The sequence below is a fragment of the Streptomyces sp. NPDC048718 genome, from assembly GCF_043198875.1.
Taxonomy (GTDB): Bacteria; Actinomycetota; Actinomycetes; order Streptomycetales; family Streptomycetaceae; genus Streptomyces.
Genome location: NZ_JBICVG010000008.1, coordinates 345,300 through 365,854 on the forward strand (window position 1 = coordinate 345,300; position 20,555 = coordinate 365,854).

Annotated in this window: 23 protein-coding genes; 15 read left to right on the forward strand and 8 right to left on the reverse strand. The window is 72.5% G+C overall.

Translation table 11 applies throughout. From position 1 onward, the window contains the following. Nucleotides 1–13: 13 nt before the first annotated feature. Both ACGFRB_RS18220 and ACGFRB_RS18225 read left to right on the forward strand, forming a co-directional pair. The gene (locus tag ACGFRB_RS18220; RefSeq protein ID WP_393244168.1) at nt 14–820 is read left to right on the forward strand and encodes a CbtA family protein; all 807 of its coding nucleotides are present in this window, start codon (nt 14–16) and stop codon (nt 818–820) included. 273 nt (nt 821–1,093) lie between these two features. Next, complete coding sequence (locus ACGFRB_RS18225) at nt 1,094–1,168, forward strand: 50S ribosomal protein bL37 (RefSeq protein ID WP_381671703.1); 75 nt, start codon at nt 1,094–1,096, stop codon at nt 1,166–1,168. 120 nt (nt 1,169–1,288) lie between these two features. Here ACGFRB_RS18225 and cobM read toward each other — a convergent pair whose 3' ends face one another. From cobM to ACGFRB_RS18240, 3 genes are all read right to left on the reverse strand, one after another. After that, nucleotides 1,289–2,038, reverse strand: coding sequence for a precorrin-4 C(11)-methyltransferase (gene cobM / locus ACGFRB_RS18230; protein WP_393244086.1), 750 nt, complete (start codon nt 2,036–2,038; stop codon nt 1,289–1,291). After that, nucleotides 2,035–3,240, reverse strand: a complete 1,206-nt coding sequence (gene cbiE / locus ACGFRB_RS18235; protein ID WP_393244170.1) for a precorrin-6y C5,15-methyltransferase (decarboxylating) subunit CbiE — start codon at nt 3,238–3,240, stop codon at nt 2,035–2,037. Before cbiE ends, cobM begins: the two co-directional genes overlap by 4 nt. A 267-nt stretch (nt 3,241–3,507) precedes the next feature. Further along, complete coding sequence (locus tag ACGFRB_RS18240) at nt 3,508–3,639, reverse strand: DUF6126 family protein (RefSeq protein WP_361229012.1); 132 nt, start codon at nt 3,637–3,639, stop codon at nt 3,508–3,510. Nucleotides 3,640–3,854: 215 nt separating this feature from the next. Here ACGFRB_RS18240 and ACGFRB_RS18245 point away from each other — a divergent pair, with 215 nt between their 5' ends. The 3 genes from ACGFRB_RS18245 (at nt 3,855) to ACGFRB_RS18255 (ending at nt 6,132) form a co-directional block, all read left to right on the forward strand. Continuing rightward, nucleotides 3,855–4,967 carry an LLM class flavin-dependent oxidoreductase gene (locus ACGFRB_RS18245; protein WP_393244089.1) on the forward strand — a complete coding sequence of 371 codons (1,113 nt, stop codon included), beginning with the start codon at nt 3,855–3,857 and terminating at the stop codon, nt 4,965–4,967. A gap of 6 nt (nt 4,968–4,973) precedes the next feature. Then, a complete protein-coding gene (locus ACGFRB_RS18250; protein WP_363005758.1) occupies nt 4,974–5,597 on the forward strand; it encodes an FMN reductase in 624 nt (207 codons plus the stop codon). Between the two features lie 64 nt (nt 5,598–5,661). Continuing rightward, complete coding sequence (locus tag ACGFRB_RS18255) at nt 5,662–6,132, forward strand: universal stress protein (RefSeq protein WP_393244091.1); 471 nt, start codon at nt 5,662–5,664, stop codon at nt 6,130–6,132. A gap of 171 nt (nt 6,133–6,303) precedes the next feature. On the opposite strand, the gene ACGFRB_RS18260 is transcribed toward ACGFRB_RS18255, so the two are convergent. Further along, on the reverse strand, nt 6,304–7,464 hold the full coding sequence (locus ACGFRB_RS18260; RefSeq protein ID WP_393244093.1) for a MerR family transcriptional regulator: 1,161 nt from the start codon (nt 7,462–7,464) through the stop codon (nt 6,304–6,306). A 314-nt stretch (nt 7,465–7,778) separates the two neighbouring features. Here ACGFRB_RS18260 and ACGFRB_RS18265 point away from each other — a divergent pair, with 314 nt between their 5' ends. Continuing rightward, entirely contained in the window at nt 7,779–8,276 is a 498-nt protein-coding gene (locus ACGFRB_RS18265) for a hypothetical protein (RefSeq protein ID WP_393244095.1), read from the forward strand. A gap of 24 nt (nt 8,277–8,300) precedes the next feature. On the opposite strand, the gene ACGFRB_RS18270 is transcribed toward ACGFRB_RS18265, so the two are convergent. Further along, nucleotides 8,301–8,759, reverse strand: coding sequence for a hypothetical protein (locus ACGFRB_RS18270; protein ID WP_393244097.1), 459 nt, complete (start codon nt 8,757–8,759; stop codon nt 8,301–8,303). Between the two features lie 176 nt (nt 8,760–8,935). Here ACGFRB_RS18270 and ACGFRB_RS18275 point away from each other — a divergent pair, with 176 nt between their 5' ends. The 9 genes from ACGFRB_RS18275 to ACGFRB_RS18315 all read left to right on the forward strand — a co-directional run bounded on the left by ACGFRB_RS18275 (nt 8,936) and on the right by ACGFRB_RS18315 (nt 19,051). Next, the gene (locus ACGFRB_RS18275) at nt 8,936–9,391 is read left to right on the forward strand and encodes a hypothetical protein (RefSeq protein ID WP_393244099.1); all 456 of its coding nucleotides are present in this window, start codon (nt 8,936–8,938) and stop codon (nt 9,389–9,391) included. Beyond that, the gene (locus tag ACGFRB_RS18280; protein ID WP_393244100.1) at nt 9,388–9,876 is read left to right on the forward strand and encodes a hypothetical protein; all 489 of its coding nucleotides are present in this window, start codon (nt 9,388–9,390) and stop codon (nt 9,874–9,876) included. Before ACGFRB_RS18275 ends, ACGFRB_RS18280 begins: the two co-directional genes overlap by 4 nt. Before the next feature lie 142 nt (nt 9,877–10,018). Next, a complete protein-coding gene (locus tag ACGFRB_RS18285; protein ID WP_361229038.1) occupies nt 10,019–10,255 on the forward strand; it encodes a DUF2630 family protein in 237 nt (78 codons plus the stop codon). Nucleotides 10,256–10,651: 396 nt separating this feature from the next. Continuing rightward, on the forward strand, nt 10,652–12,163 hold the full coding sequence (locus tag ACGFRB_RS18290) for an APC family permease (RefSeq protein ID WP_393244103.1): 1,512 nt from the start codon (nt 10,652–10,654) through the stop codon (nt 12,161–12,163). A gap of 352 nt (nt 12,164–12,515) precedes the next feature. Continuing rightward, nucleotides 12,516–13,574, forward strand: coding sequence for a hypothetical protein (locus ACGFRB_RS18295; protein ID WP_393244105.1), 1,059 nt, complete (start codon nt 12,516–12,518; stop codon nt 13,572–13,574). 207 nt (nt 13,575–13,781) lie between these two features. Beyond that, nucleotides 13,782–15,410 (forward strand): VWA domain-containing protein, encoded by a 1,629-nt coding sequence (locus ACGFRB_RS18300; protein WP_393244107.1) that lies wholly within the window; start codon nt 13,782–13,784, stop codon nt 15,408–15,410. Between the two features lie 247 nt (nt 15,411–15,657). Further along, nucleotides 15,658–17,265: a methionine--tRNA ligase gene (metG, locus tag ACGFRB_RS18305; RefSeq protein WP_393244109.1), complete on the forward strand. Its 1,608-nt coding sequence runs from the start codon at nt 15,658–15,660 to the stop codon at nt 17,263–17,265. Nucleotides 17,266–17,450: 185 nt separating this feature from the next. Then, the gene (locus tag ACGFRB_RS18310) at nt 17,451–18,617 is read left to right on the forward strand and encodes a colicin immunity domain-containing protein (protein ID WP_393244111.1); all 1,167 of its coding nucleotides are present in this window, start codon (nt 17,451–17,453) and stop codon (nt 18,615–18,617) included. A gap of 44 nt (nt 18,618–18,661) precedes the next feature. After that, nucleotides 18,662–19,051, forward strand: coding sequence for a hypothetical protein (locus ACGFRB_RS18315; RefSeq protein ID WP_393244113.1), 390 nt, complete (start codon nt 18,662–18,664; stop codon nt 19,049–19,051). Between the two features lie 4 nt (nt 19,052–19,055). On the opposite strand, the gene ACGFRB_RS18320 is transcribed toward ACGFRB_RS18315, so the two are convergent. The 3 genes from ACGFRB_RS18320 to ACGFRB_RS18330 all read right to left on the reverse strand — a co-directional run. Next, on the reverse strand, nt 19,056–20,219 hold the full coding sequence (locus ACGFRB_RS18320) for a DUF1266 domain-containing protein (protein ID WP_393244115.1): 1,164 nt from the start codon (nt 20,217–20,219) through the stop codon (nt 19,056–19,058). After that, complete coding sequence (locus ACGFRB_RS18325) at nt 20,216–20,425, reverse strand: DUF397 domain-containing protein (RefSeq protein WP_393244117.1); 210 nt, start codon at nt 20,423–20,425, stop codon at nt 20,216–20,218. Before ACGFRB_RS18325 ends, ACGFRB_RS18320 begins: the two co-directional genes overlap by 4 nt. 47 nt (nt 20,426–20,472) lie before the next feature. Beyond that, a partial coding sequence (locus tag ACGFRB_RS18330; RefSeq protein WP_393244172.1) for a DUF397 domain-containing protein occupies nt 20,473–20,555 on the reverse strand: 83 nt, incomplete at its 5' end.

A 20,555-nucleotide genomic window follows, 5' to 3' on the forward strand; every position in this document is an offset into this window, starting at 1 on the left:
TGCCGGTACCCCGCTGGGCTCCCTCGTCGGGAAGCTACTGGCCCGCGGCATGCTCGCGGGCCTGCTCGCCGGACTGTTCGCCTTCGGTGTCGCCTATGTCGCCGGTGAGCCGTCCGTCGACGCCTCCATCGCCGTCGAGGAAGCGGCCTCCGCGCACGAACACACCGCCGCCCACACCCACGGGGGTGCGGGCCCGGCGGAAGCAGGCACTGAAAAGACGGACGAGGAGGAGATCGTCAGCCGTGACCTCCAGTCCACGGCGGGTCTCGCCACCGGCGTCCTCGTCTACGGTGTCGCCCTCGGCGGCATCACCTCCCTCGCGTTCTGCTTCGTGCTCGGCCGGGCCGGCCGCTTCGGCCCGAAGGCCACCGCCACGCTCGTCGCGGCGACGGCCTTCACGACGGTCACCCTGGTGCCGTTCCTGAAGTACCCGGCCACCCCGCCCGCCGTCGGCAATCCGGACACCATCGGGCAGCGCACCACGCTGTACTTCCTGATGATCCTGCTGAGCGTGCTACTCGGCATCGCCGCCGTCGTCGCGGGCCGCCGGCTCGCCCCGCGCCTCGGCAACTGGAACGCGACGGTCGTGGCGGGCGCGGGCTTCGTCGCCGCGACCGTGCTCGCCTGTGTGTTCCTGCCCGACAACGGGGACGCGGTCCAGCCGGACTTCCCCGCGGCGGTGCTGTGGGAGTTCCGGGTCGCGAGCCTCGGCGTCCAGGCGACGCTGTGGGTGGTGTTCGCGCTCGCGTTCGGCCTGCTCGCCGAACGGCTGCTGGCCTCGGTCGGCACCCGTACTCCGGCCCCGGCACCGGCGGCCTGATGGCTTGACGGCCTGATCGGCATCGGCACGACGGCCCCGGTCCCGTACCCCTTCACGGGTACGGGACCGGGGCCGTCGTGTCATATGCCGGGCCGCGACCGGCTGCGACCAGTCATATGCCGGCCCGACCAGCGCGCGGACGGTCATATGCCGGATCGCGACCGCCCCCCGCAGCCGACATGCGGACGCCATGCCCCGCACCTACGCTGGCCGGGGGTGGGCCGGGCGGTCCACCCCGCTCATCGTCCGTGGTCCCGACGCAGGGAGGACGCCATGTCGACGCGAGGCAACAAGCGCCGTGCGCGCAAGAAGAAGAAGGCCAACCACGGCAAGCGGCCCAATACCTGAGCCACGAGCCGGACACCCGGGCTCCCCTGGACTGGGCCCCCGGTGACCGCCCAGGCCCCGGATGTCAGGGGCCGGCGGCCAGGGGCCCGGTGCCAGGGATCAGGGGCCCGGTGCCAGGGATCAGCAGGTGTGGCGGTCCCGGGCCGGGTCGTACAGATGGCTGTCGCGGAACTCCGACGCGGCCAGCGTGCGCCCCACCAGAATCACGGCGGTCTTGGTGATCCCGGCCGCCTCCACCTGCTGCGCGATATCCGCGAGGGTGCCGCGCAGCACGATCTCGTCCGGCCGGCTGGCCATCGCGACGACGGCGGCGGGACAGTCCGCGCCATAGTGCGGCAGCAGCTCGGAGACGATCCGCTCGGCGTACCGCGCGCCCAGGTGCAGGACGAGCAGCGCACCGCTCCTGCCGAGGGTGGCCAGGTCCTCGCCCTCGGGCATGGGCGTGGCCTGCTGCGCGATCCGGGTGAGGACGACGGTCTGGCCGACGGTCGGCACGGTCAGTTCCCGCTTGAGCGCCGCCGCGGCGGCGGCGAAGGCCGGGACGCCGGGCACGACCTCGTACGGGATGCCCGCCGCGTCCAGGCGGCGCATCTGCTCGGCCATGGCGCTGAAGACGGACGGGTCGCCGGAGTGCAGCCGGGCCACGTCCAGGCCGGCCGCGTGGGCGGTGGCGATCTCGGCGACGATCTGGTCGAGGTCCATGCGCGCGGTGTCGACGAGCCGCGCGTCCGGCGGGCACTCGGCCAGCAGTTCGCGCGGCACGAGCGAGCCCGCGTACAGGCACACCCCGCACGCCGCGAGGGTGCGCGCGCCGCGCACGGTGATGAGGTCGGCGGCGCCGGGGCCCGCGCCGATGAAGTAGACGGTCATGCTGCGGGGGAACCCTTCGTTACGGACCACTGGGTGACGGGCATCGCCTGGCGCCAGCCGGTGAAGCCGCCGACCGGCACGGCCGCGGCGACCGCGAGCCGGACCAGTTCGCCGCCGAACCGCCGGTAGTGGTCGGCGAGCAGGGCCTCGGACTCCAGGGTGACGGTGTTGGCGACCAGCCGGCCGCCCGCCGGGAGCGCGTCCCAGCAGGCGTCGAGGAGGCCGGGGGCGGTGAGCCCGCCGCCGATGAAGATCGCGTCGGGGGCGGGCAGCCCGGCGAGGGAGGCGGGCGCGGGGCCGGTGACGACCTCCAGCGCCGGTACGCCGAGCGCCGCCGCGTTGCGCGCGATACGGGCGGCGCGCTCGGGCGACTTCTCGATCGTGATCGCGCGGCAGGAGCGGTGGGCCCGCATCCATTCGACGCCGATGGAGCCGGAGCCGCCGCCGACGTCCCAGAGGAGTTCGCCGGGGGCGGGCGCGAGAGCGGCGAGGGTGGCGGCCCGCACGTACCGCTTGGTGAGCTGCCCGTCGTGCTCGTACGCCTCGTCCGGCAGCCCCGGTACGGCGCCGAGCCGCAGCGCGTCCGGGTCGCGGACGCAGTCGAGGGCGAGGACGTGGAGCGCGTCCACGCGCGCGTACGGCCAGTCGGCGGCGGCGCCGTCGACGATCCGTTCGGTGGGCCCGCCGAGCTGCTCCAGGACCCGGATCCGGGTGCCGCCCCAGCCGCGCTCGCGCAGCAGCGCCGCGACCCGCGCCGGGCTCTCGGGCCCCTCGCCGAGCAGCAGCAGCCGGCGGCCGTCGTGCAGAGCGGCGGTGAGCGCGTCGAGGGGCCTGCCCACCAGGGAGATGGTCTCGGTGGCCTCCAGGGGCCAGCCGAGCCGGGCGCAGGCGTACGACACGGACGACGGGTGCGGCTGGATGTACAGCCGGTCGTGGCCGATCAGCTCGGTGAGGGTGCGGCCGATGCCGTGGAAGAACGGGTCGCCGCTGGCCAGGACCGCGATCCGGCGGCCCTCGCGCGCGTACCCCTCGATCAGCCCGGGGACGGCGGGGCGCAGCGGGCTCGGCCAGGGGACACGTTCGCCGGGGCAGGCGTCCTCGGGCAGCAGGTCGAGCTGGCGGGGGCCGCCGATCAGCACGTGGGCGGCGCACAGGATGCGGCGCGCGGCGGCGGCGAGCCCGGGCCAGCCGTCGGCGCCGATGCCGACGACGGCGACGGGTTCGGGGCGACGGGAGGCACGGAGCGCGCGGGCCGCGGGGGTGAGTGCGGGGGCCGAGGGTTCGGCCGCAGCCGTGGGTACGGGGGCCGTGGGGGTGGACGCGGGAGCCGTCACGGGCTTCACCGGGGGCGCGGCGTCCGGCGCCGGTATCTCAGCGTTCACATCCGCGACTCTACGTGAGCCCCCCGCGCGCCCGCAGTGCTCCTCCTCACTCCCGGGGGAGGCCATGTTCCAGCCCCCGGGCCCGCTCTACTTCGAGGCGTGGCCGCCGACCCAGAAGAGCAGCCCGATGAACCCCGCGAAGAGATGCGTGGCGAACACGTAGACGAAGACGCGGAGCATCACGCCCCGCTCCTTCCAGCGTTCCAGGTCCTGGGTCATTCCTTCAGGGTACGGCCGGGGCGGCCGGGGCGGCCGGGGCGGCCGGGGCGGCCGGGAACCGGGACGGCCGGGAACCGGGACGGCCGGGAATAGGGCCGAGGGGTGCGCCGTTGAGCGAGATGGTTTAAGGTTCAACCAAAAGCGGGAGCCGGGACGACCGGAGACCGGGAACCACCCAGCAGCCTCCAGGCAGAGAAAGGCGAGAGGTGAGCGCGATGCAGTTCGGGATCTTCACCGTCGGCGACGTCACGACCGACCCCACCACCGGCCGTACCCCCTCCGAGAACCAGCGGATCAAGGACACGGTCGCGATCGCGCTCAAGGCCGAGGAAGTCGGCCTGGACGTCTTCGCGACCGGCGAGCACCACAACCCGCCGTTCGTGCCGTCCTCCCCCACCACCCTCCTCGGGCACATCGCCGCGCGCACCGAGAACCTGATCCTGTCCACCTCCACGACCCTCATCACCACCAACGACCCGGTGAAGATCGCCGAGGACTACGCGACCCTCCAGCACCTCGCCGACGGCCGCGTCGACCTGATGATGGGCCGGGGCAACACCGGCCCGGTCTACCCGTGGTTCGGCCAGGACATCCGCCAGGGCATCCCGCTCGCCATCGAGAACTACGCGCTGCTCCACAGGCTGTGGAGGGAGGACGTGGTCGACTGGGAGGGCAAGTTCCGCAGCGCGCTCCAGGGCTTCACGGCCACCCCGCGCCCGCTCGACGACGTACCGCCGTTCGTGTGGCACGGCTCCATCCGCTCGCCCGAGATCGCCGAGCAGGCGGCCTACTACGGCGACGGTTTCTTCGCCAACCACATCTTCTGGCCCAAGCAGCACACCGAGAAGATGGTCCGGCTCTACCGCCAGCGCTACGCCCACTACGGCCACGGCACCGCCGAGCAGGCCATCGTCGGCCTCGGCGGCCAGGTCTTCATGCGCAAGAACTCGCAGGACGCGGTACGGGAGTTCCGCCCGTACTTCGACAACGCCCCGGTGTACGGCCACGGCCCGTCCCTGGAGGAGTTCACCCGCGAGACCCCGCTGACCGTCGGCTCGCCGCAGGAGGTCATCGAGCGGACCCTGTCCTTCCGCGACTACGTCGGCGACTACCAGCGCCAGCTGTTCCTGGTCGACCACGCCGGACTGCCGCTGAAGACGGTCCTGGAGCAGCTCGACATCCTCGGCGAGGAGGTCGTCCCGGTGCTCCGCAAGGAGTTCGAGAGCCTGCGCCCGGCCGGCGTCCCGGCCACGGCCCCGCTGCACCCCGCCGTCCGGAACAAGACCGCCGCCGCCGACCCGTCCGTCACCCAGAAGCAGGAGGCATAACCAGCCATGCGTACCCTCAAGCTGGTCGCCGTCTCGGCCGGTCTCAGCAGCCCCTCCTCCACCCGGCTGCTCGCCGACCGCCTCCTCCAGGCCGCCCGCTACCGGCTGGCCGAGCAGGAGTACGCGGTCGAGGTCGAGGTGATCGAACTGCGCGACCACGCCGTCGACATCGCGAAGAACTTCGTCACCGGCTTCCCGTCGGAATCGCTCGGCAAGGCGATCGACACGGTGACCGGCGCGGACGGGGTCATCGTCGTGACCCCGGTCTTCACGGCCTCCTACAGCGGTCTGTTCAAGTCCTTCTTCGACCTGATCGACCCGGCCGCGCTGACCGGCGTCCCGGTCCTGCTCGGCGCGACCGGCGGCACCGCCCGCCACTCCCTCGTCCTCGACCACGCCCTGCGCCCGCTCTTCGCCTACCTGCGCGCCTTCGTCGCGCCGACCGCCGTCTACGCGGCGTCGGAGGACTGGGGCTCGGGCGGCGACGAGTACACCGACGGGCTGCCGGCCCGGATCACCCGGGCGGGCGTCGAGTTCGCGGAACTCGTCGCGGCCCGGCCGGCCCGCGAGGACGAGGACGAAGAGGTCGTGCCGTTCGAGAAGCAATTGGCCGATCTGCGACTTGATTGATCGGTTTGTTACGTTGTCCGGGAAGCCCTTCCGGGGCTCACCGGACAACGAACGGAGGTCGGCCATGGCCGGCGGCAGGATCGTGGTGGGTGTGGACGGATCGGCGCCTTCGCTGAGGGCGCTGAAGTGGGCGGCCCGGCAGGCCGCCGCCACGGGGGACACCGTCCAGGCGGTGATCAGCTGGGAGTACCCCGCGTCCTGGGCGACGCTGATGCCGGGCGTTCCGCCGGGCTTCGACCCGCAGCACCTGGCCGAACAGATCCTCGACGAGACCGTGTCCCAGGCCCTGCCCGCCGACCAGGCGGCGGCCGTCACGCTCACGGTCGTGGGCGGCAACCCCTCCCAGGCCCTGATCGACGCGGCCAAGGACGCCGACCTGCTGGTGGTCGGCGACCGGGGCCGCAGCGGCTTCAAGGCCGCCGTCCTGGGCTCGGTCTCCTCGAACGTCGCCCAGCACGCGCCGTGCCCGGTGGTCGTGGTCCGGGGCTCGATCCCGGGGATCCCGGACGAGGTGGAAGAGGACGAGAAGAAGTAATCCTTCTTCTCCCCTCCCCCTGAACCCTCCTCCTCAAGAGCACCACCCCCGCCACCCCTTTCCCCCAGGCGGAAGCGCCCCCACCCTTTCCCCCTTCAAGGACTGGGGGCGGGGTGAGGCGCGCCGGACGGGCCCACGCGCCCCCACCACGCCGCCCCCACCCCTCACCCCTCACCCCGCGACCCCGTCCACCACGTCCGCCACCACACACGCCACGTTGTCCGGCCCCCCGCACCCCCGCGCCGCCTCCACCAGCGCCCGCACCGCCTCCTCCACCCCGACGCCACCCGGCGCCCCACCCAGCGCCGCGCCCAACGCCTCCGCGCCCACGACCGCCGACAGGCCGTCCGTGCACAGCAGCACCCGATCCCCCACCCGCACCTCGCGCACCCCGAACTCCGGTTCCGGCGGCACGTCCCCGCCGTCGAGAGCCTTCAGGAGCACGGCCCGGTCGGGGCGCTCCGCCGCCTCGGCCGGGTCGAGTTCACCCGCGTCGACGAGGGCCTGGACGACGGTGTGGTCGCGGGTCAGCCGCTGGAGGACGCCGTCGCGCAGCAGGTAGGCGCGCGAATCGCCGACGTGCGCGAGGGTGAGCCGGCTGCCGGTGAGCAGCGCGGCGGTCAGCGTGGCCCCCGACCCGGCCCCTGACCCGGCCGCCGAACCCGCGACCCGCAGGTTCGCCTCCCGTACCCCGTCCTCCAGGGCGTTGAGGGCATCCCCGGCCCGCACCGGCGCCGCCCCCGGCCCCGGCCCCGGAACGTCCCCCGCCCCGTCCACCACCGCGGCGACCGCCGCGCTCGCGGCCCGCTCGCCCTCCGGCCCGTACCCGTCGGCGACGGCCAGCAGACACGGACCGGCGTACGCGGCGTCCTGCTGGACGGGACGCACGAGGCCCCGGTCGAGCCGTACAGCGGCGGCGAACCGCAGCCGACCGGAGACGGCGCCGGAAATGGCGCCGGAAGATGTCGCGGGTGTGTGCGTGTGCGTCATGGTGGAGGGTCCTCCCATCCGATCCGCCAGAGAGACGGCCAGGTCACGCCGCGCCGCCGTCCGCGCCTCGACCTCCGCCCAGTACGCGCGGATCGCGCGGGCCGCGCCCGCCGCGTCCGTGGCGTACAGCGCGCAGACCCGCCCGGTGTCGGCGAGCGGCATCCCGATGTGCCGCAGCCAGCGGACGAGGCGGGCTTGTTCGACCTGGTCGGGGCTGTAGTAGCGGTAGCCGGTGTACGGGTCGACGCGCGCGGGCGGCAGCAGTCCGGTCTCGTCGTAGCGGCGCAGCGCCTTGGCGGAGAGCCCGGAGGCCCGGGCGAAGTCCCCGATCGTCAGCAACATGGCCGCAAGCCTCCCCGAGCCCCGGATGTCTCTCTGGACCGGGCGCGTCGCCCGGCACGGCCGATCCTTGGCCTTCCCGCCGGGGGAAGGTCAAGGAGGACTGGAGGGTATGCGGGCGGGGACCCGTTCCCCCGCGCGGCGGAGCGGCCCGGACCGCCGGAAGGACGCGCGGCGCGGGGCCGGACGGCGAGCCTGGACGCATGCCGACGCGCCCGCCGACACCTCCACCGATGTCCGCACCGACGACCTCGCCCCCGGGACCGCCCCCAGGCCCGTTCCCAAGGCTCCTGCCGAAGCTGAACGCGCTTCCCACCGTGCCCCGTTGGGCGGCCGTCGCCGCGCACACCGTGCCGTACGCGGTGCTGCCCTCCGGCCTGTGGCGGCTCGCGCTGGTCGCCGGGCTGCCGGTCACCCGGGACGCGGGCGTGGGCTCCCTGGGGCTCGGGACGTCCGGGTACGCGGTGGGTCTGACGCTCGTGTCCGAGCTGCTCGCGTTTCTGACGCTCGGGCTCGTCCGCCCGTGGGGCGAGGTGTTCCCGCGCCGGCTGCCGCTGCTCGGCGGGCGCCGGGTCGCCCCGGCGGGCGCGACGGGGGCCGCGCTGGCCGGGGCGGTGGCGTTGTGCGGGATCGCGGCCTGGGGTGCGTACGCCCGGTACGCGGGGCTCGGGCCGCACATCCCCGCCTCACCATCGCAGCGGGCGGTCCTGGTGGCCTGCTACGCGCCGCTCCTGGCCTGGCCGCCGCTGCTCGCGGCGGTGGCCGTGGCGTACCGCCGGCGCCGCGGGTCCGAGCGGACCCCGGCGCCGGGGTAAGGGGGAGCTGCGAGGTGCGGGACGTCAGTAGGGCGCGGAGTGTCCGGCCGCGTCCTCGTGTGTGTAGTAGAGGTAGAACGCGGCGGCGAACGCGCCGGCGCCGACGATCAGCCCGAGGATCACCGAGGCGTAGACGCTCGCGCCGGAGAGGCTGTAGAGAAAGCCGATCGCACAGCCCGCGAGCGCGCCCCAGGCGCCCGCGCGCAGTTCGCGTGGAAGCACGTGGCCGAAGCGGTGGAGCGCGTAGACGGCGCCGGCGACGGCGAGGCCGCTGATGACGCCGAGCCAGAACTGGCCCCAGCTCGGGGCGCCGCCCCGGCGGACGATCGTGGGGGCGTACAGCCCGTAGGCGATACCGAAGAGAACCGGGACGACCCAGCCCCCCTTGTGGCTGCCCGTCCGATGCTCCTGCCGGTGCTCTTGCCGGTGCTCCTGCCGGGTGGTGTGCCGGCCGACGGGTGCCGCTGAGTGTGGTGCGGCCATGGCGGAGACTCCTTTCCCGCGCCTTCTGCTGCACCCTCCAGCGCACACCTCTCCCTACCCGCCCGCAAGTGGATCAGCCGGCCCCGCCTCCGCCCCGCCCCTCCCCCGTGCGCCCCCTCACCTGAATGAACCAATAAAACGTCGTGGCCGGGACGATCGCTCCGACGATGGGTCCCATGAGCCAGAACACCGCACCGCAGGCGCCGCGGCCCCCTTCGGCCGCCCACGCCTCCCACACGTCGGGCTGGGCCTCAGGGGGAAGCCTCTTCGCGGGTGTCCTCATGGTGGTCACCGGCATCATCGACATCTTCGAGGGCATCGCCGGCATCTCCCACAACATCGTCTACGCGCGCGTGGGCGACTACATCTACCGGTTCAACACCACGACATGGGGCTGGATCCACCTCTGCCTCGGCGGCCTCATCGCGATCACCGGTTACGCGATCCTCAAGCGGTCCGCGTGGGGCCGGATCATCGGCATGACGCTCGTCGGCCTGAACATCGTGGTGCAGTTCCTCTTCCTGCCGTACCAGCCATGGTGGGCGCTGTTCTCCATGGCCGTCTCCGTCTTCATCATCTGGGCGCTGGCCACGGACACGTCGTTCGCGAACCACGACAAGCACCACGGATGAGCGCGACGCGGCGCGCCCCCGTCCCCGCCCGCGGCGCCGGTGCCGTCACCGGCGCCGCCGCGCTGTCCGCCCCCGGGCCGCTCGCGACCCTCATGGCTCTTGTCGCGCTCGCCGCGCTCGTGGCTCCGCTCACGGGGTGCGCACAGGCCAAGCAGAAGGCGAGCGACATCTCGGCGTCCGCGCAGCAGCGAATGCGGGAGGTCGCCCACGGCGTCGACGCCACCGACGACGTGAAGGCCGGTCCGACCAGCACGGACGCCGACGGCCGGACGATCGCCGCCATCACCGTGACCAACCGGAGTGACAAGACGGCCGACTTCACGGCCTGGGTCAACTTCCGTGACAAGGACGGCAAACTGCTCGACGCGGTGGTGCTGAACATCGGCGGGGTCGGCCCGGGCGCGTTCAAGTCGGCCACGGCCCGGAGCAATCGGAAACTGTCCGGCGCGACGAAGGCCGAGGTCGCCCAGGCCCTGCGCCACTGACCACTCGCCACTGACCACCGGCCCCGGACCGGCACCGGACCGGCACCCGCCCACGCCCACCCCGCTCGCCCTCTGCCGGGAACGGGCCCTGAACGGGCGCCCCGACCTGCGCGTTCGGCGGGAATCGGCCACGCTGGAAAATATGGACAACGACGAGATCCTTCAGGACATCGGCTCCCTCGTCGAGGAGGAACGGGCCCTGCGGCAGCGCGCCGGCGGACTGCTGGACGAGGAGCGGTCGCGGCTTTCCGAGCTGGAAGTACGGCTCGACCAGTGCTGGGACCTGTTGCGGCAGCGCAGGGCGAAGACGGAGTACGGGGAGGACCCGGACTCGGCGGCGGTCCGCCCCGCGGGCGAGGTCGAGAACTACCGCAGTTAGGAGCCTGGCGGCCCGCGCCCACCTGGCCCCGGCATCCGATTCAGGCCGTCCTCGGGGGCACCCCTGATTTTCCCCGGGCTTGTTCCGGGCTTGTCGGGGGCTCGTCGGGGGCTTGTCGGGGGCTCGTCGTGGGCTTACCCCTGGCTTGTCCTGGGCTCGCTCCAAACCTCGCCAAAGGGTGCGTACCGACGCGTGGAGGCGACGGTCGCGCGAGGGAACCTTCTCGCCACCGTTACCGAAATCCACGGAGACGACTACGATGCGCTCGAATTCACCGTGATCCACACCGCTTTCACGTCCCGCCCGGCGTTCGGCACGGACACGGTCACTTCGCCCTCTTCACCTCGCGCTTCGCTCTCCCGCCCGTCCCCCCACCAGCGCCCCGAGGACAACGTCATGCGCACCACTTCCGGCAGGCGCCCCGGCCGCGGCCCCGCGAAGGGCCCGGGCAGGGGTCTGCAGCCCAATGCCCTCGGCACGTTCGACACGACCCTGATGGCCATCGCCGGCAGCGCCCCCGCGTACTCGCTCGCCGCGACGACCGCCGTCCTCTTCGGCACGGCCGGCCTGGCCGGACCCGCTGCGCTGCTCTACTGCGCGATACCCATGCTCGGCATCGTCCTCGCGTACGCGCGCCTCGGCCGGATCGACGTCAACGCGGGCGCCGCGTACTCGTGGGTCGGCCGTACCCTGCACCCGTTCCTCGGCTTCCTGTCCGGCTGGGCGCTGGCCTTCGCCGCCACCGTCTTCATGGTCGCCGGTTCGCTGCCCGCCGGCTCCCTCACGCTCTCCCTCGTCGATCCCACACTCGCCGACGACACGTTGCTGTCCTGCGCGGTGGGCGCGGGCTGGTTCGTGGTGATGCTGCTGATCGTGCTGGGCGGCGCACGGCTCACCGTACGCGCCCAACTCCTCATGTCCGGCGTCGAGATGGCGATCCTGCTCGTCTTCATCGTGGGCATCCTCGCCCACCGCGGCCACGCCACCGCCTTCGACTGGTCCTGGTTCGGCTTCGGCCACTTCGGCGGCGCCTCCGGCTTCGCGTCGAGCGCGCTGATCGCCGCGTTCTACTACTGGGGCTGGGACGTCACCAGCAACCTGAGCGAGGAGACCCGCGACAGCCGCCGCACCGCCGGACTCGCCGCGCTCGTCGGCACCGGTGTGGTCTTCCTTCTCTTCGTGGCGTTCACGGTGGCGGTCAACGTGCTGCTGAGCGCGGACCGCATCGAGGGGAGCGGCACGAACGTGCTCGCCGTGCTCGGCGAGGAGGTCTGGCCGGGCGTCGGCGGCAAGCTGCTGGTCCTGGCTGTGCTGCTGTCGACCGTCGCGACACTGGAGACCACCCTGCTCCAGGCCACCCGCTCGCTGTTCGCGATGGGCCGCGACCGCACCCTGCCGTCGGCCCTGGGCACCGTGCACCGCCGCTGGAACACCCCGTGGGTCGCGATCGTCACCGTCGGCGTCGTCGCACTCGGCATGTTCGCGGCCGCGACGGCCGCCGGGTCGGTCACCGAGGCGCTGCAGACCGGCGTGAGCGCCATCGGCCTTCAGATCGCGCTCTATTACGCCCTCGCGGGGTTCGCGGCCGTGGTGGCCTACCGGAAGCTGGTGCTGACCTCCGTACGGGAGTTCGTGCTCGGCGCGGCCTGGCCGCTGCTCGGCTCGGCGTTCATGCTCTGGGTCTTCTTCCAGTCGCTGGGCGAACTGTCGGGCGCCGCCCTGGTCATCGGCCTCGGCGGGCTCGCGGCGGGAGTACCGCTGATGCTCCTGTACTGGCGCAAGGGCAGCTCGTACTACCGGCCGGCCCGGCTCGACGCGGTCGACGTGCTCGCGGCGGCGGAATCCTCCGGCGCGCCGCACTCGCCCCGTGGGCGCCGCGAGGAGAAGTCGCTCGCGACCGACTTCTGAGCCCGCCGGTCCCGTCACCCGACCCCGTCGTCTCATCCCGTCAACTCACCCTGGGGTCCGGCGGAACCCGCCGGGCGATTTCCCCCTCTTGCCAGAACACCGGCCCCTCGTGATCCGATGGCCGAGGGCGGGGAGCCGGCCCACGGCTTTCCACGGGCGGGCTTTCCACAACAGGCGTCCCCCATAAGACATTCGACGCAGGCGTCGGATCATCCGACCTCCTTCACCGCCCGCTTGTCCGCCGACTTCCACCGACTACCGCCGACCTCCACCGACTACCCACCGCACGCACCCGATTCCGACGATCCGACGGACCGCACTCACGCGGTTCCGTCCCCGAGGGGGGATCCGGATGGCCGCTCTCCGCCGCCCATCGCGCACGGCCCGACAGAGCCGTCTCGTGCCGGACTTCGACCCGGACTTCGGCGACCGGCCGCTCACCCAGGCCCGGCACGACCTGGTCATCGGCCGCTGGCAGGGCATCCGCGACCTGCTCGCCGCCACCGGGAACGACTGGGCCCGCCGGACCCACCGGGTGCGCCTGCTCTCGCACGCCGCCGCCGGCACCTCGGCCGTCGAGGCGTGGCGGGCGGCCGAACCGGGGAACCCGGACATGACGGTGCTGCGCGCCGCGACCGAGGTGGTGCGGGTCTTCGACACGGCCATCGCCGCGGGCCGGGGTGCGAAGGTCGACCGTGGCCGGATCGACGCCGCCGCCGACATCTGCCTGGCGGCGACGAAGGCGGCGCCCGCCGACCCCATGCCGTGGGCGTCGCTGCTGTCGGTCGCGCGACTGTACGAGGGCGGTGTGCCGCGCCGCGAACTGCGATGCTGGTTCGATGAGTTGCGCCGCCGCGACCCGTACCACCTGGAAGGTCACACCCAGTTGCTGCGCTACTGGTCGGCCCGCTGGCACGGCACGCACGGCGCCATGTACGACTTCGCGCGGGACGCGGCGGGTGTGGCCCCGCCCGGATCGCCGCTGCCGGTGCTCGTCCAGATCGCCCGGGTCGAGGAGTACCGCTACATCGTGGACGGGGCACTCGGCCGGGGTCCGGTGCGCGGGTTCGACCAGCACTGGAAACACGAACTGGCGGTGACGGAGCTGCGCCGGACGTACGCCCGCTGGGTCGGCGGCCGCCCGCCGGGCGCACCGGCGGCCCCGGAGGAGGTGGCGGAGCTCAACTACCTGGCTCATGCGGCCTGTTACGCGGGACAGGCGGAGGTAGCGTGGAACGTCCTGGGGCTGCTCGGCAAGCAGGCGGCCTGGGTGCCGTGGGTGTACACGGGCGAGCCGGAGGAGCAGCTCGTACGCTTCCGGGAAAGCCTGAGGACGGGAGCGGGCGGGGATTTCGGACCGTGGAGCACGCCGCGGGGCGGGGAAACGGGCCCGGGGTCGGGGTCGGGTTGAGGGCCCCGGAAGACTCCGGTACGGGCGTCATACGACACGACCGTACGAACGTGCCACATGCGGCGCCGCCCGGACGGCACGGAGGCGGGTCACGGGGCGGGTCGTAGGGGTGGGCCGAGGTGGCCGATAACCTTACGTGTCCGCCCTGGCCATGGATGCCGGGACGAGGACGCACACCGCACCCGACTCATCCGAAGGGGTACGCCCATGGGTATCCGGAGCTTGCTGCGCAAGGTTTTCGGCCGCGACCGCACGACCGACACCACCCCGGCCGCCCTTGTACCGGCCCAGGCGGAGTCCCCGGAGGCGGAGACGACGACGGAGGCGCCGACGGAGACGGGGGCCGAGCCGAAGGGCACGGCCGCCGAGCCGGCGGCGGCTCCGGAGGCGACGTCCGTCACCGAGACGGTGACCGAGGCCGCCAAGTCGACGGAGCCGACCGAGACGGCCGAGGCCGCCGAGGCACCCGCGTCGCCCGAGAAGTCCGAGCGGCTGGAGCAGCCGGAGCAGCCCGAGGCGACGGAGCAGGTGACGGAGAAGAGCGCCGAGGCGCCCGTCGAGCCGCCCGTCGAAGAGCCGGCCGAGGAGCCGACGACGGCCGCCCCGGAGCCGGAGCGCCGCGCCGAGCCCGAGAGCCCCGCGGAGCCGGAGGCGTCCGCCGAGCCCGTGAAGCCGGGGGTCCCCGCCCAGTCCGCCGCCGAGCGCGCCGCCGCGGACCTGGTGGCGGCGTCCTTCGACAACCCCCAGATCCCCCGCGCCCGCCAGGAGACCCCGGAGCCCGAGCCGGAACCGGCGGCCGAAGCGGAGACGGAGACGGAGACGACGGCCGCCGAGGCGTCCGCGACCGAGGCCGCGACCGAGACCACCGAGCAGGCGGCCCCGGCCGAGGAGCCCGAGCCGGAGGCGTCGACCGCGGCGGAGCCCGAGCCGCAGGCCTCGGCTGACGTGACCGAGGAGCCCGAGGCAACCGAGCCCCAGGCCGAGACCGAGCCCGCACCCGAGCCGCAGCCGCAGCCGCAGCCGCAGCCGGAGTCCGAGCCGGAACCCCTCGCGGCCACCGAGCCGGAGGCCGCCGAGCCGACCGAGCCGGAGGCCACCGAGCCGGAGATCACCGAGCCCCAGGCCACCGAGGAGTCGGCCTCCCCCGCTCCCGAGGAGCCGCAGGCCCGTCCCGCCGTTTCCCTCGCGCGGGTGAAGGCGGCGGCGCCGCATCTCGCCGACGCGTACAAGGCGGCCGGCACGGTCCTGAAGAAGCAGGGCCTGACGGGCGCGCGGGCGGCGGTGTACCTGGTGGTCGACCGGTCCGGGTCGATGCGTCCGTACTTCAAGGACGGCTCGGTCCAGCGGCTGGCCGAGCAGACGGTCGCGCTGGCGGCCCATCTGTCCGAGGACGCGACGGCGACCGTCGTCTTCTTCTCCACCGACATCGACGGCACCGCCGAGCTGCGTCCGGCCGACCTCACCCCGACCCGGGTCGACGAGCTGAACGCGACGTACGGCCGGATGGGCCGCACCACGTACCACCGCGCCGTGGAGGAGGTCCTGGCCCTGCACGAGAAGAGCGCGGACCCGGCCCGGCCGGCCCTGGTCGTGTTCCAGACGGACGGCGCGCCCGAGTCGAAGACCGCGGCCGCCCAGGCGCTGGCGGAGGCGGCGGAACGCCCGTACGAGGTGCACTGGCGGTTCACGGTGTGGGGCGAGGAGGAGACGAAGGCCTTCGACTACCACCGCAAGCTGGCCGCTCCCCGTACCGCCGTCCACTTCGCGGGCCCGGCGCCGGCCGCGACCGCGCACACCGCCTTCTACCGCGGACTGCTCGCCGACTGGTCCCTCTGATCCCGACCGATCCGACTGACCCGACCCGACTGACCCGACCCGGCCGGCCCTGACGACCCCGTCAGGGTCGGCCGGATCCGTCTGGCGCCCCTCCCGAGCCACCCCCGACCGCCCCTGAGCCACCCCTGACCCGTCCCGGATCGGAACCCCAGATCGGAACCCCGGATCAGGGGCCGGTGGCCGTACCCGCCCGGCCTTGGGCTTAAGCATGTGAGAAGGGCACGATCCGGCCGTTAAAATTCGCAGCATGGCGGCCACTGGATCCGAGAAGCAGGGCTCGAAGGCGTTCTACGTCACGACCCCCATTTACTACGTCAACGACGCTCCTCACCTGGGCCACGCCTATACGACCGTCGCAGGCGACGTGCTCACCCGCTGGCACCGCCAGCGTGGTGAGAAGGTGTGGTACCTCACCGGCACGGACGAGCACGGTCAGAAGATCATGCGCACCGCGGAGGCGAACGGCGTCAGCCCCCAGGAGTGGTGCGACAAGCTCGTCGAGGAGGCCTGGAAGCCCCTCTGGGAGCACCTGAACATCGCCAACGACGACTTCATCCGCACCACCCAGAAGCGTCACACGGACCGCGTCCAGGAGTTCGTGCAGGACCTGTACGACAAGGGCGAGATCTACAAGGGCGGCTACGAGGGCCCGTACTGCGTGGGCTGCGAGGAGTACAAGCTCCCCGGCGACCTCATCGAGGCCGAGGACGGCACCAAGCTGTGCTCCGTCCACAAGAAGCCGGTGGAGATCCTCAAGGAGGAGAACTACTTCTTCAAGCTGAGCGAGTACGGCCCGAAGCTGATCGAGTTCTACGAGTCGAACCCGGGCTTCATCCAGCCGGAGAGCGCCCGCAACGAGGTCGTGAACTTCGTCAAGCAGGGTCTCCAGGACCTGTCGATCTCGCGTTCGACGTTCGACTGGGGCGTGCCGATCCCGTGGGACGACAAGCACGTCATCTACGTGTGGGTCGACGCGCTCCTGAACTACGCGACGGCCGTCGGCTACAACGAGAACCCGGCGAAGTTCGAGGAGACGTTCCCGGCCGACGTCCACCTCATCGGCAAGGACATCCTGCGCTTCCACGCGGTGATCTGGCCGGCGATGCTGATGGCGCAGGGTCTGCCGGTGCCGGGGCGGGTCGCGGCGAACGGCTGGCTGATGGTCGGCGGCGAGAAGATGTCGAAGTCGAACCTGACCGGCATCAAGCCGCAGGACCTGACCTCGCACTTCGGCGTGGACGCGTACCGCTGGTACTTCCTGCGCGCGATCGCGTTCGGCCAGGACGGCTCGTTCTCGTGGGAGGACTTCTCCGCCCGCTACACCTCCGAGCTCGCCAACGACTACGGCAACCTCGCCTCGCGCGTGGCGGCCATGGTCGGCAAGTACTTCGGCGGCGCGCTGCCGGCGGCCACGGCCGACGGCGACGCGGAGAAGGCGGTCCAGGAGGGCCTCGCGCGGGCCGTGGCCCTCGCCGACGCCAAGATCGGCGAGGAGCTGGACTTCCAGGCCGGCATCCTGGCGATCTTCGACTTCGTGAAGCAGGTCAACGGCTACATCACCGAGCAGGAGCCCTGGAAGGTCGCGAAGGACGAGTCGGAGGCGGGCCAGGCCCGTCTGGCGACCATCCTGTACACGGCCGCCGAGGCGCTGCGCGGGGTCGCGGTCCTGCTGAACCCGATCATGCCGGAGACCTCCCAGAAGCTCTGGGACTCGCTCGGCGCCGAGGCCGCCCTGGGCGCCCTGGCGGCCCAGCCGGTCCAGGACGCGGGCAGCTGGGGCCTGCTCCCGGCGGGCGCGACGGTGACGAAGGGCGCGGTGCTCTTCCCGCGCCTGGAGGACCCGAAGAAGGACTGACGTCCCCCAGGGACGCCCCGGTGGCCGCCGCTCTCCCTCGGGAGACCGGCGGCCACCGCCGTTTCCGGCCAAAAGGGCAGGCGGACGGCATCGCCTCCGTACGAGGATGTGCCCCGCACGCGGAAGCGCAGGCGCGCGGAAGCACGGGCCCGCGGAAGCGCAGGCGCACGGAATACGGGGGCCACATGACCGACGCACCAGGGACGAGCCGACTGGACCGGGTCACCACCCTGGGCCTGACCGTCCCGGACGAAGCCGCGCCCCAGGACGTGCCGTCTCCTCTCAGGGCTCTGAAGACGGTGGTCGGATACGAGGTCCGGCCCACGGCCACCGTGCCGCTGAGCCGTCCCGACGCGTTGCGCGAGGTGGACCGGCTGTGGCTCCTCCACGCCGAGCAGAACGGGTTGTTCGATGTCGACGGCTCCTTCCTCCTGGGTCTCTTCGGCGCGGAGGCCGGCCCGACGCGGTCCAGGTGGGCCGTGCTCCGCTGGCTGCCGGGGACCGGGCTCGCCTCGGCACTCGCGGAGCCGCACCAGGGGCTGGACTTCCTCGCGATGTCGCCCGACGGCCGGGTGGTGTGCGCGGTGAACGAGGAGGAGTACGACTACTGGATCATCGTCACGCACATGGCGACGACGGGCCCGGAACGCTGGCAGGTCGCTCCGGTGCCGGTGGGGGCGCGGGTGGACGCCGCTCTGGCCCGACGGATGACGGCGGGGGCACGGGCCGTAGGGGCGTCGTACGTACGACGCCAGGGCTCCCGATTGCGAGCGGATCTGCTCTCGCTCGATGCGGACGCTGGTGCGGGCACCGGTGCCGGTGCCGGGCCCGAGGGTGCCCACCCGCCGTGTCTGCTCTCCACGCCGGACGAACAGGGAACCATCCGCTTCACCGAGCCCGGATACGCGCTCGTCGAAGGAACCGCCCGCTTCATGGCCGCCGCCGTCCCCGAGGGCGTCGACGAGGCCCGCGCCCGCTTCGCCCGCTACGCCCGAGCCCTCGCGCACCGACACCCCCACCTGACCGCCGTGGCCGCCGTCCACCCCGTCACGCACCACGCCTGGTCCCGGGCCGCCGCCGTCACCTCCGGCACCGCGACCGCCCGCCACCTGTCCCTGCTCACGGACTTCACCTCCGGCACCCTCGCGGCAGCGGACTTCGCCGATGCCTGGCACCGGACCCGCCGCGCCGCCAAGGCCGCCGGCGAACGTGTGGACGGCGAACTCGCCGCCCTCCTCCACCGCGTCTTCATGACCTTGGAGGACTACACCCCGGACCCCTCCCTGAGAGAGCCCGGCGATCTGACCGATGCGCAACTGCGCGATTCGCTGCGCCAGATCTTCCGTCCCTAGCGGGAAGAGACACTTCGCCAACGCTCCCGAAAGGCACCTGGACAATGTCGGCACGTTTCGAAGCAGCAGCCAAGACTCTCAGCGGGCTGGACACCTTGGAGTGGCTGCGATTGAGCGGAGGAATACACCCCAATTTCGGCTACCACCAAGTCCCCTTCCTGGGCTGGCGGTTCACCAACCGCAAGGAAGAGCATGCCCGCATCGTCGAAGCTGCCATTCAGGCTGCCGAAACGACCTGGGGTTGGGGCCTCGACGCCTCCCGCCGAAACTGGCTCCTGGCACCCTTACGGATTCTCCCTGCCCAGGGGGGGTTCGACGAGCGGGTCGAGATGGCAATGCGAGATCAGGAGTTCTGTGTCGAGGCGCTGGACGATCTCGATTCCCTTATCCGCGCGCTGAGAGACCTGACGACTCTCCCGAATGAACCGTCTTAGCCGGTCAGACCCAGGGGAGGTTGAGCCAGGGGCTGGTGGGGTCCGTGGTGAGGAGGCGGTGGGTGGCGAGGATGCTGTCGTACCACTTGCCGAATTCGCCCTCGTCGAAGTGGAGACAGCGGCCGAGGGCGTAGGCGGCCGAGAAGTCGGCCCAAGAGGTGTAGGTGGAGTGGACGAGGCGACCGGCGCGGTGGACGGCTACCTCGGCCTCGGCGAGGGTGCCGAGCCGGGTGGAGACGCCCCAGCGGGCCATCGCGGACGCGCGGCCGTAGTCCCATGCCTTGACCGTACGGACGATCGCGTCGCCCGCGAGGAAGCCGTCGGCGCGGAAGCGGGTCTCGTAGGTGACGATGCTGTCGATGGTCCGGTGGAGGTACGCGGCGGACGCGCCCACGTGGCGGACCTGGAGGGCGCGGTCGGCGGCCTCGTGCCACTCGTCGGGGGTGAGAGGGCCGGTGGTGTGGCGCAGGCCGAGGGCGTACTCCCAGAGTTCGCTCACCATGTCGGCCCGCAGCAACTGGTCCACGTACTCAAGCCACTTGGTCCGCGTGGTGACGCCCCACCACTCTTCGAGCATCTCCTTCTCGCGGGTGTAGCCGGCGCCGTGGTACGCCATCGAGTTCCAGAACTCCGCGTTGTTCACGAAGATGTGCGCGCCGGTGGCCAGACCGAAGGCGACCTCTCCGTGGAGGGCGCCGCCCACCATCAGGGTGTGGACGCCGGGCTGGGGCATGCCGACCGGTCGTTGGCGCCGCGCGTCCGACGCCAGCCAGTGGGCCCGGCCCTCCGGTCCGGCGTGCAGGACGCCCTCGCACGGGCTGCCCGGGTTCACGATGAGGTACGGGGGATCGCCGAAGTCCCAGACCTCGGCGAACCAGGCGAGGCTGTGGGCCTTGAACACCGGGTCCGGTACGGGCAGCGGAAGCATTCCGGCGGTGTAGACGTCGATGCACATCGTCCGCGTCCGCGGATTCCAACGAGGCGCGAACTGTGACGAGTCGGGGTTCGCGTCGGCATAGGCGCGCGGCTGCGCGAGGTACAGGTCCGCCTGGGCGACCAGGTCGTAGTAGGCGGACACGTCCCCGCGCAGCCGTGCCTGGTGGAGGCCGTGCTCGATGGAGCTCGGCGGATACCAGGCGGGGGGTATCGGGCTCGGCGACTTCGTCAACGCGTCGAGGCGTACGAGACGAAGTCCGACCAAGCGGCGGGCGCGAGGGCCAGCTGCGGGCCCGGGAGGTTCTTCGAATCGCGGATGTGGATCGCGGCGGCGGTGGTGGCGACCTCCACACAGGAGTCGCCCTCGCTGCCACTGCTGTAGCTGCTCTTGAACCACGCGAGTTCGGAAACTTCCCCGGCCGAGAGGTTGTCGATCACGTCTCTCCTAGCAGTTGCTCGCGACGGGATGTCGCTCGGCGACTTCGTCAACGCGTCGAGGCGTACGAGACGAAGTCCGACCAAGCGGCGGGCGCGAGGGCCAGCTGCGGGCCCGGGAGGTTCTTCGAAT

Bases quoted from the DNA above. Each gene is read 5' to 3' on its own strand.
- cobM (WP_393244086.1), bottom strand. From the start codon at position 2,038: ATGACCGTCTACTTCATCGGCGCGGGCCCCGGCGCCGCCGACCTCATC.
- ACGFRB_RS18240 (WP_361229012.1), bottom strand. From the start codon at position 3,639: ATGACCCAGGACCTGGAACGCTGGAAGGAGCGGGGCGTGATGCTCCGC.
- ACGFRB_RS18245 (WP_393244089.1), top strand. From the start codon at position 3,855: ATGCAGTTCGGGATCTTCACCGTCGGCGACGTCACGACCGACCCCACC.
- ACGFRB_RS18250 (WP_363005758.1), top strand. From the start codon at position 4,974: ATGCGTACCCTCAAGCTGGTCGCCGTCTCGGCCGGTCTCAGCAGCCCC.
- ACGFRB_RS18255 (WP_393244091.1), top strand. From the start codon at position 5,662: ATGGCCGGCGGCAGGATCGTGGTGGGTGTGGACGGATCGGCGCCTTCG.
- ACGFRB_RS18260 (WP_393244093.1), bottom strand. From the start codon at position 7,464: ATGTTGCTGACGATCGGGGACTTCGCCCGGGCCTCCGGGCTCTCCGCC.
- ACGFRB_RS18270 (WP_393244097.1), bottom strand. From the start codon at position 8,759: ATGGCCGCACCACACTCAGCGGCACCCGTCGGCCGGCACACCACCCGG.
- ACGFRB_RS18275 (WP_393244099.1), top strand. From the start codon at position 8,936: ATGAGCCAGAACACCGCACCGCAGGCGCCGCGGCCCCCTTCGGCCGCC.
- ACGFRB_RS18280 (WP_393244100.1), top strand. From the start codon at position 9,388: ATGAGCGCGACGCGGCGCGCCCCCGTCCCCGCCCGCGGCGCCGGTGCC.
- ACGFRB_RS18285 (WP_361229038.1), top strand. From the start codon at position 10,019: ATGGACAACGACGAGATCCTTCAGGACATCGGCTCCCTCGTCGAGGAG.
- ACGFRB_RS18290 (WP_393244103.1), top strand. From the start codon at position 10,652: ATGCGCACCACTTCCGGCAGGCGCCCCGGCCGCGGCCCCGCGAAGGGC.
- ACGFRB_RS18295 (WP_393244105.1), top strand. From the start codon at position 12,516: ATGGCCGCTCTCCGCCGCCCATCGCGCACGGCCCGACAGAGCCGTCTC.
- ACGFRB_RS18300 (WP_393244107.1), top strand. From the start codon at position 13,782: ATGGGTATCCGGAGCTTGCTGCGCAAGGTTTTCGGCCGCGACCGCACG.
- metG (WP_393244109.1), top strand. From the start codon at position 15,658: ATGGCGGCCACTGGATCCGAGAAGCAGGGCTCGAAGGCGTTCTACGTC.
- ACGFRB_RS18310 (WP_393244111.1), top strand. From the start codon at position 17,451: ATGACCGACGCACCAGGGACGAGCCGACTGGACCGGGTCACCACCCTG.
- ACGFRB_RS18315 (WP_393244113.1), top strand. From the start codon at position 18,662: ATGTCGGCACGTTTCGAAGCAGCAGCCAAGACTCTCAGCGGGCTGGAC.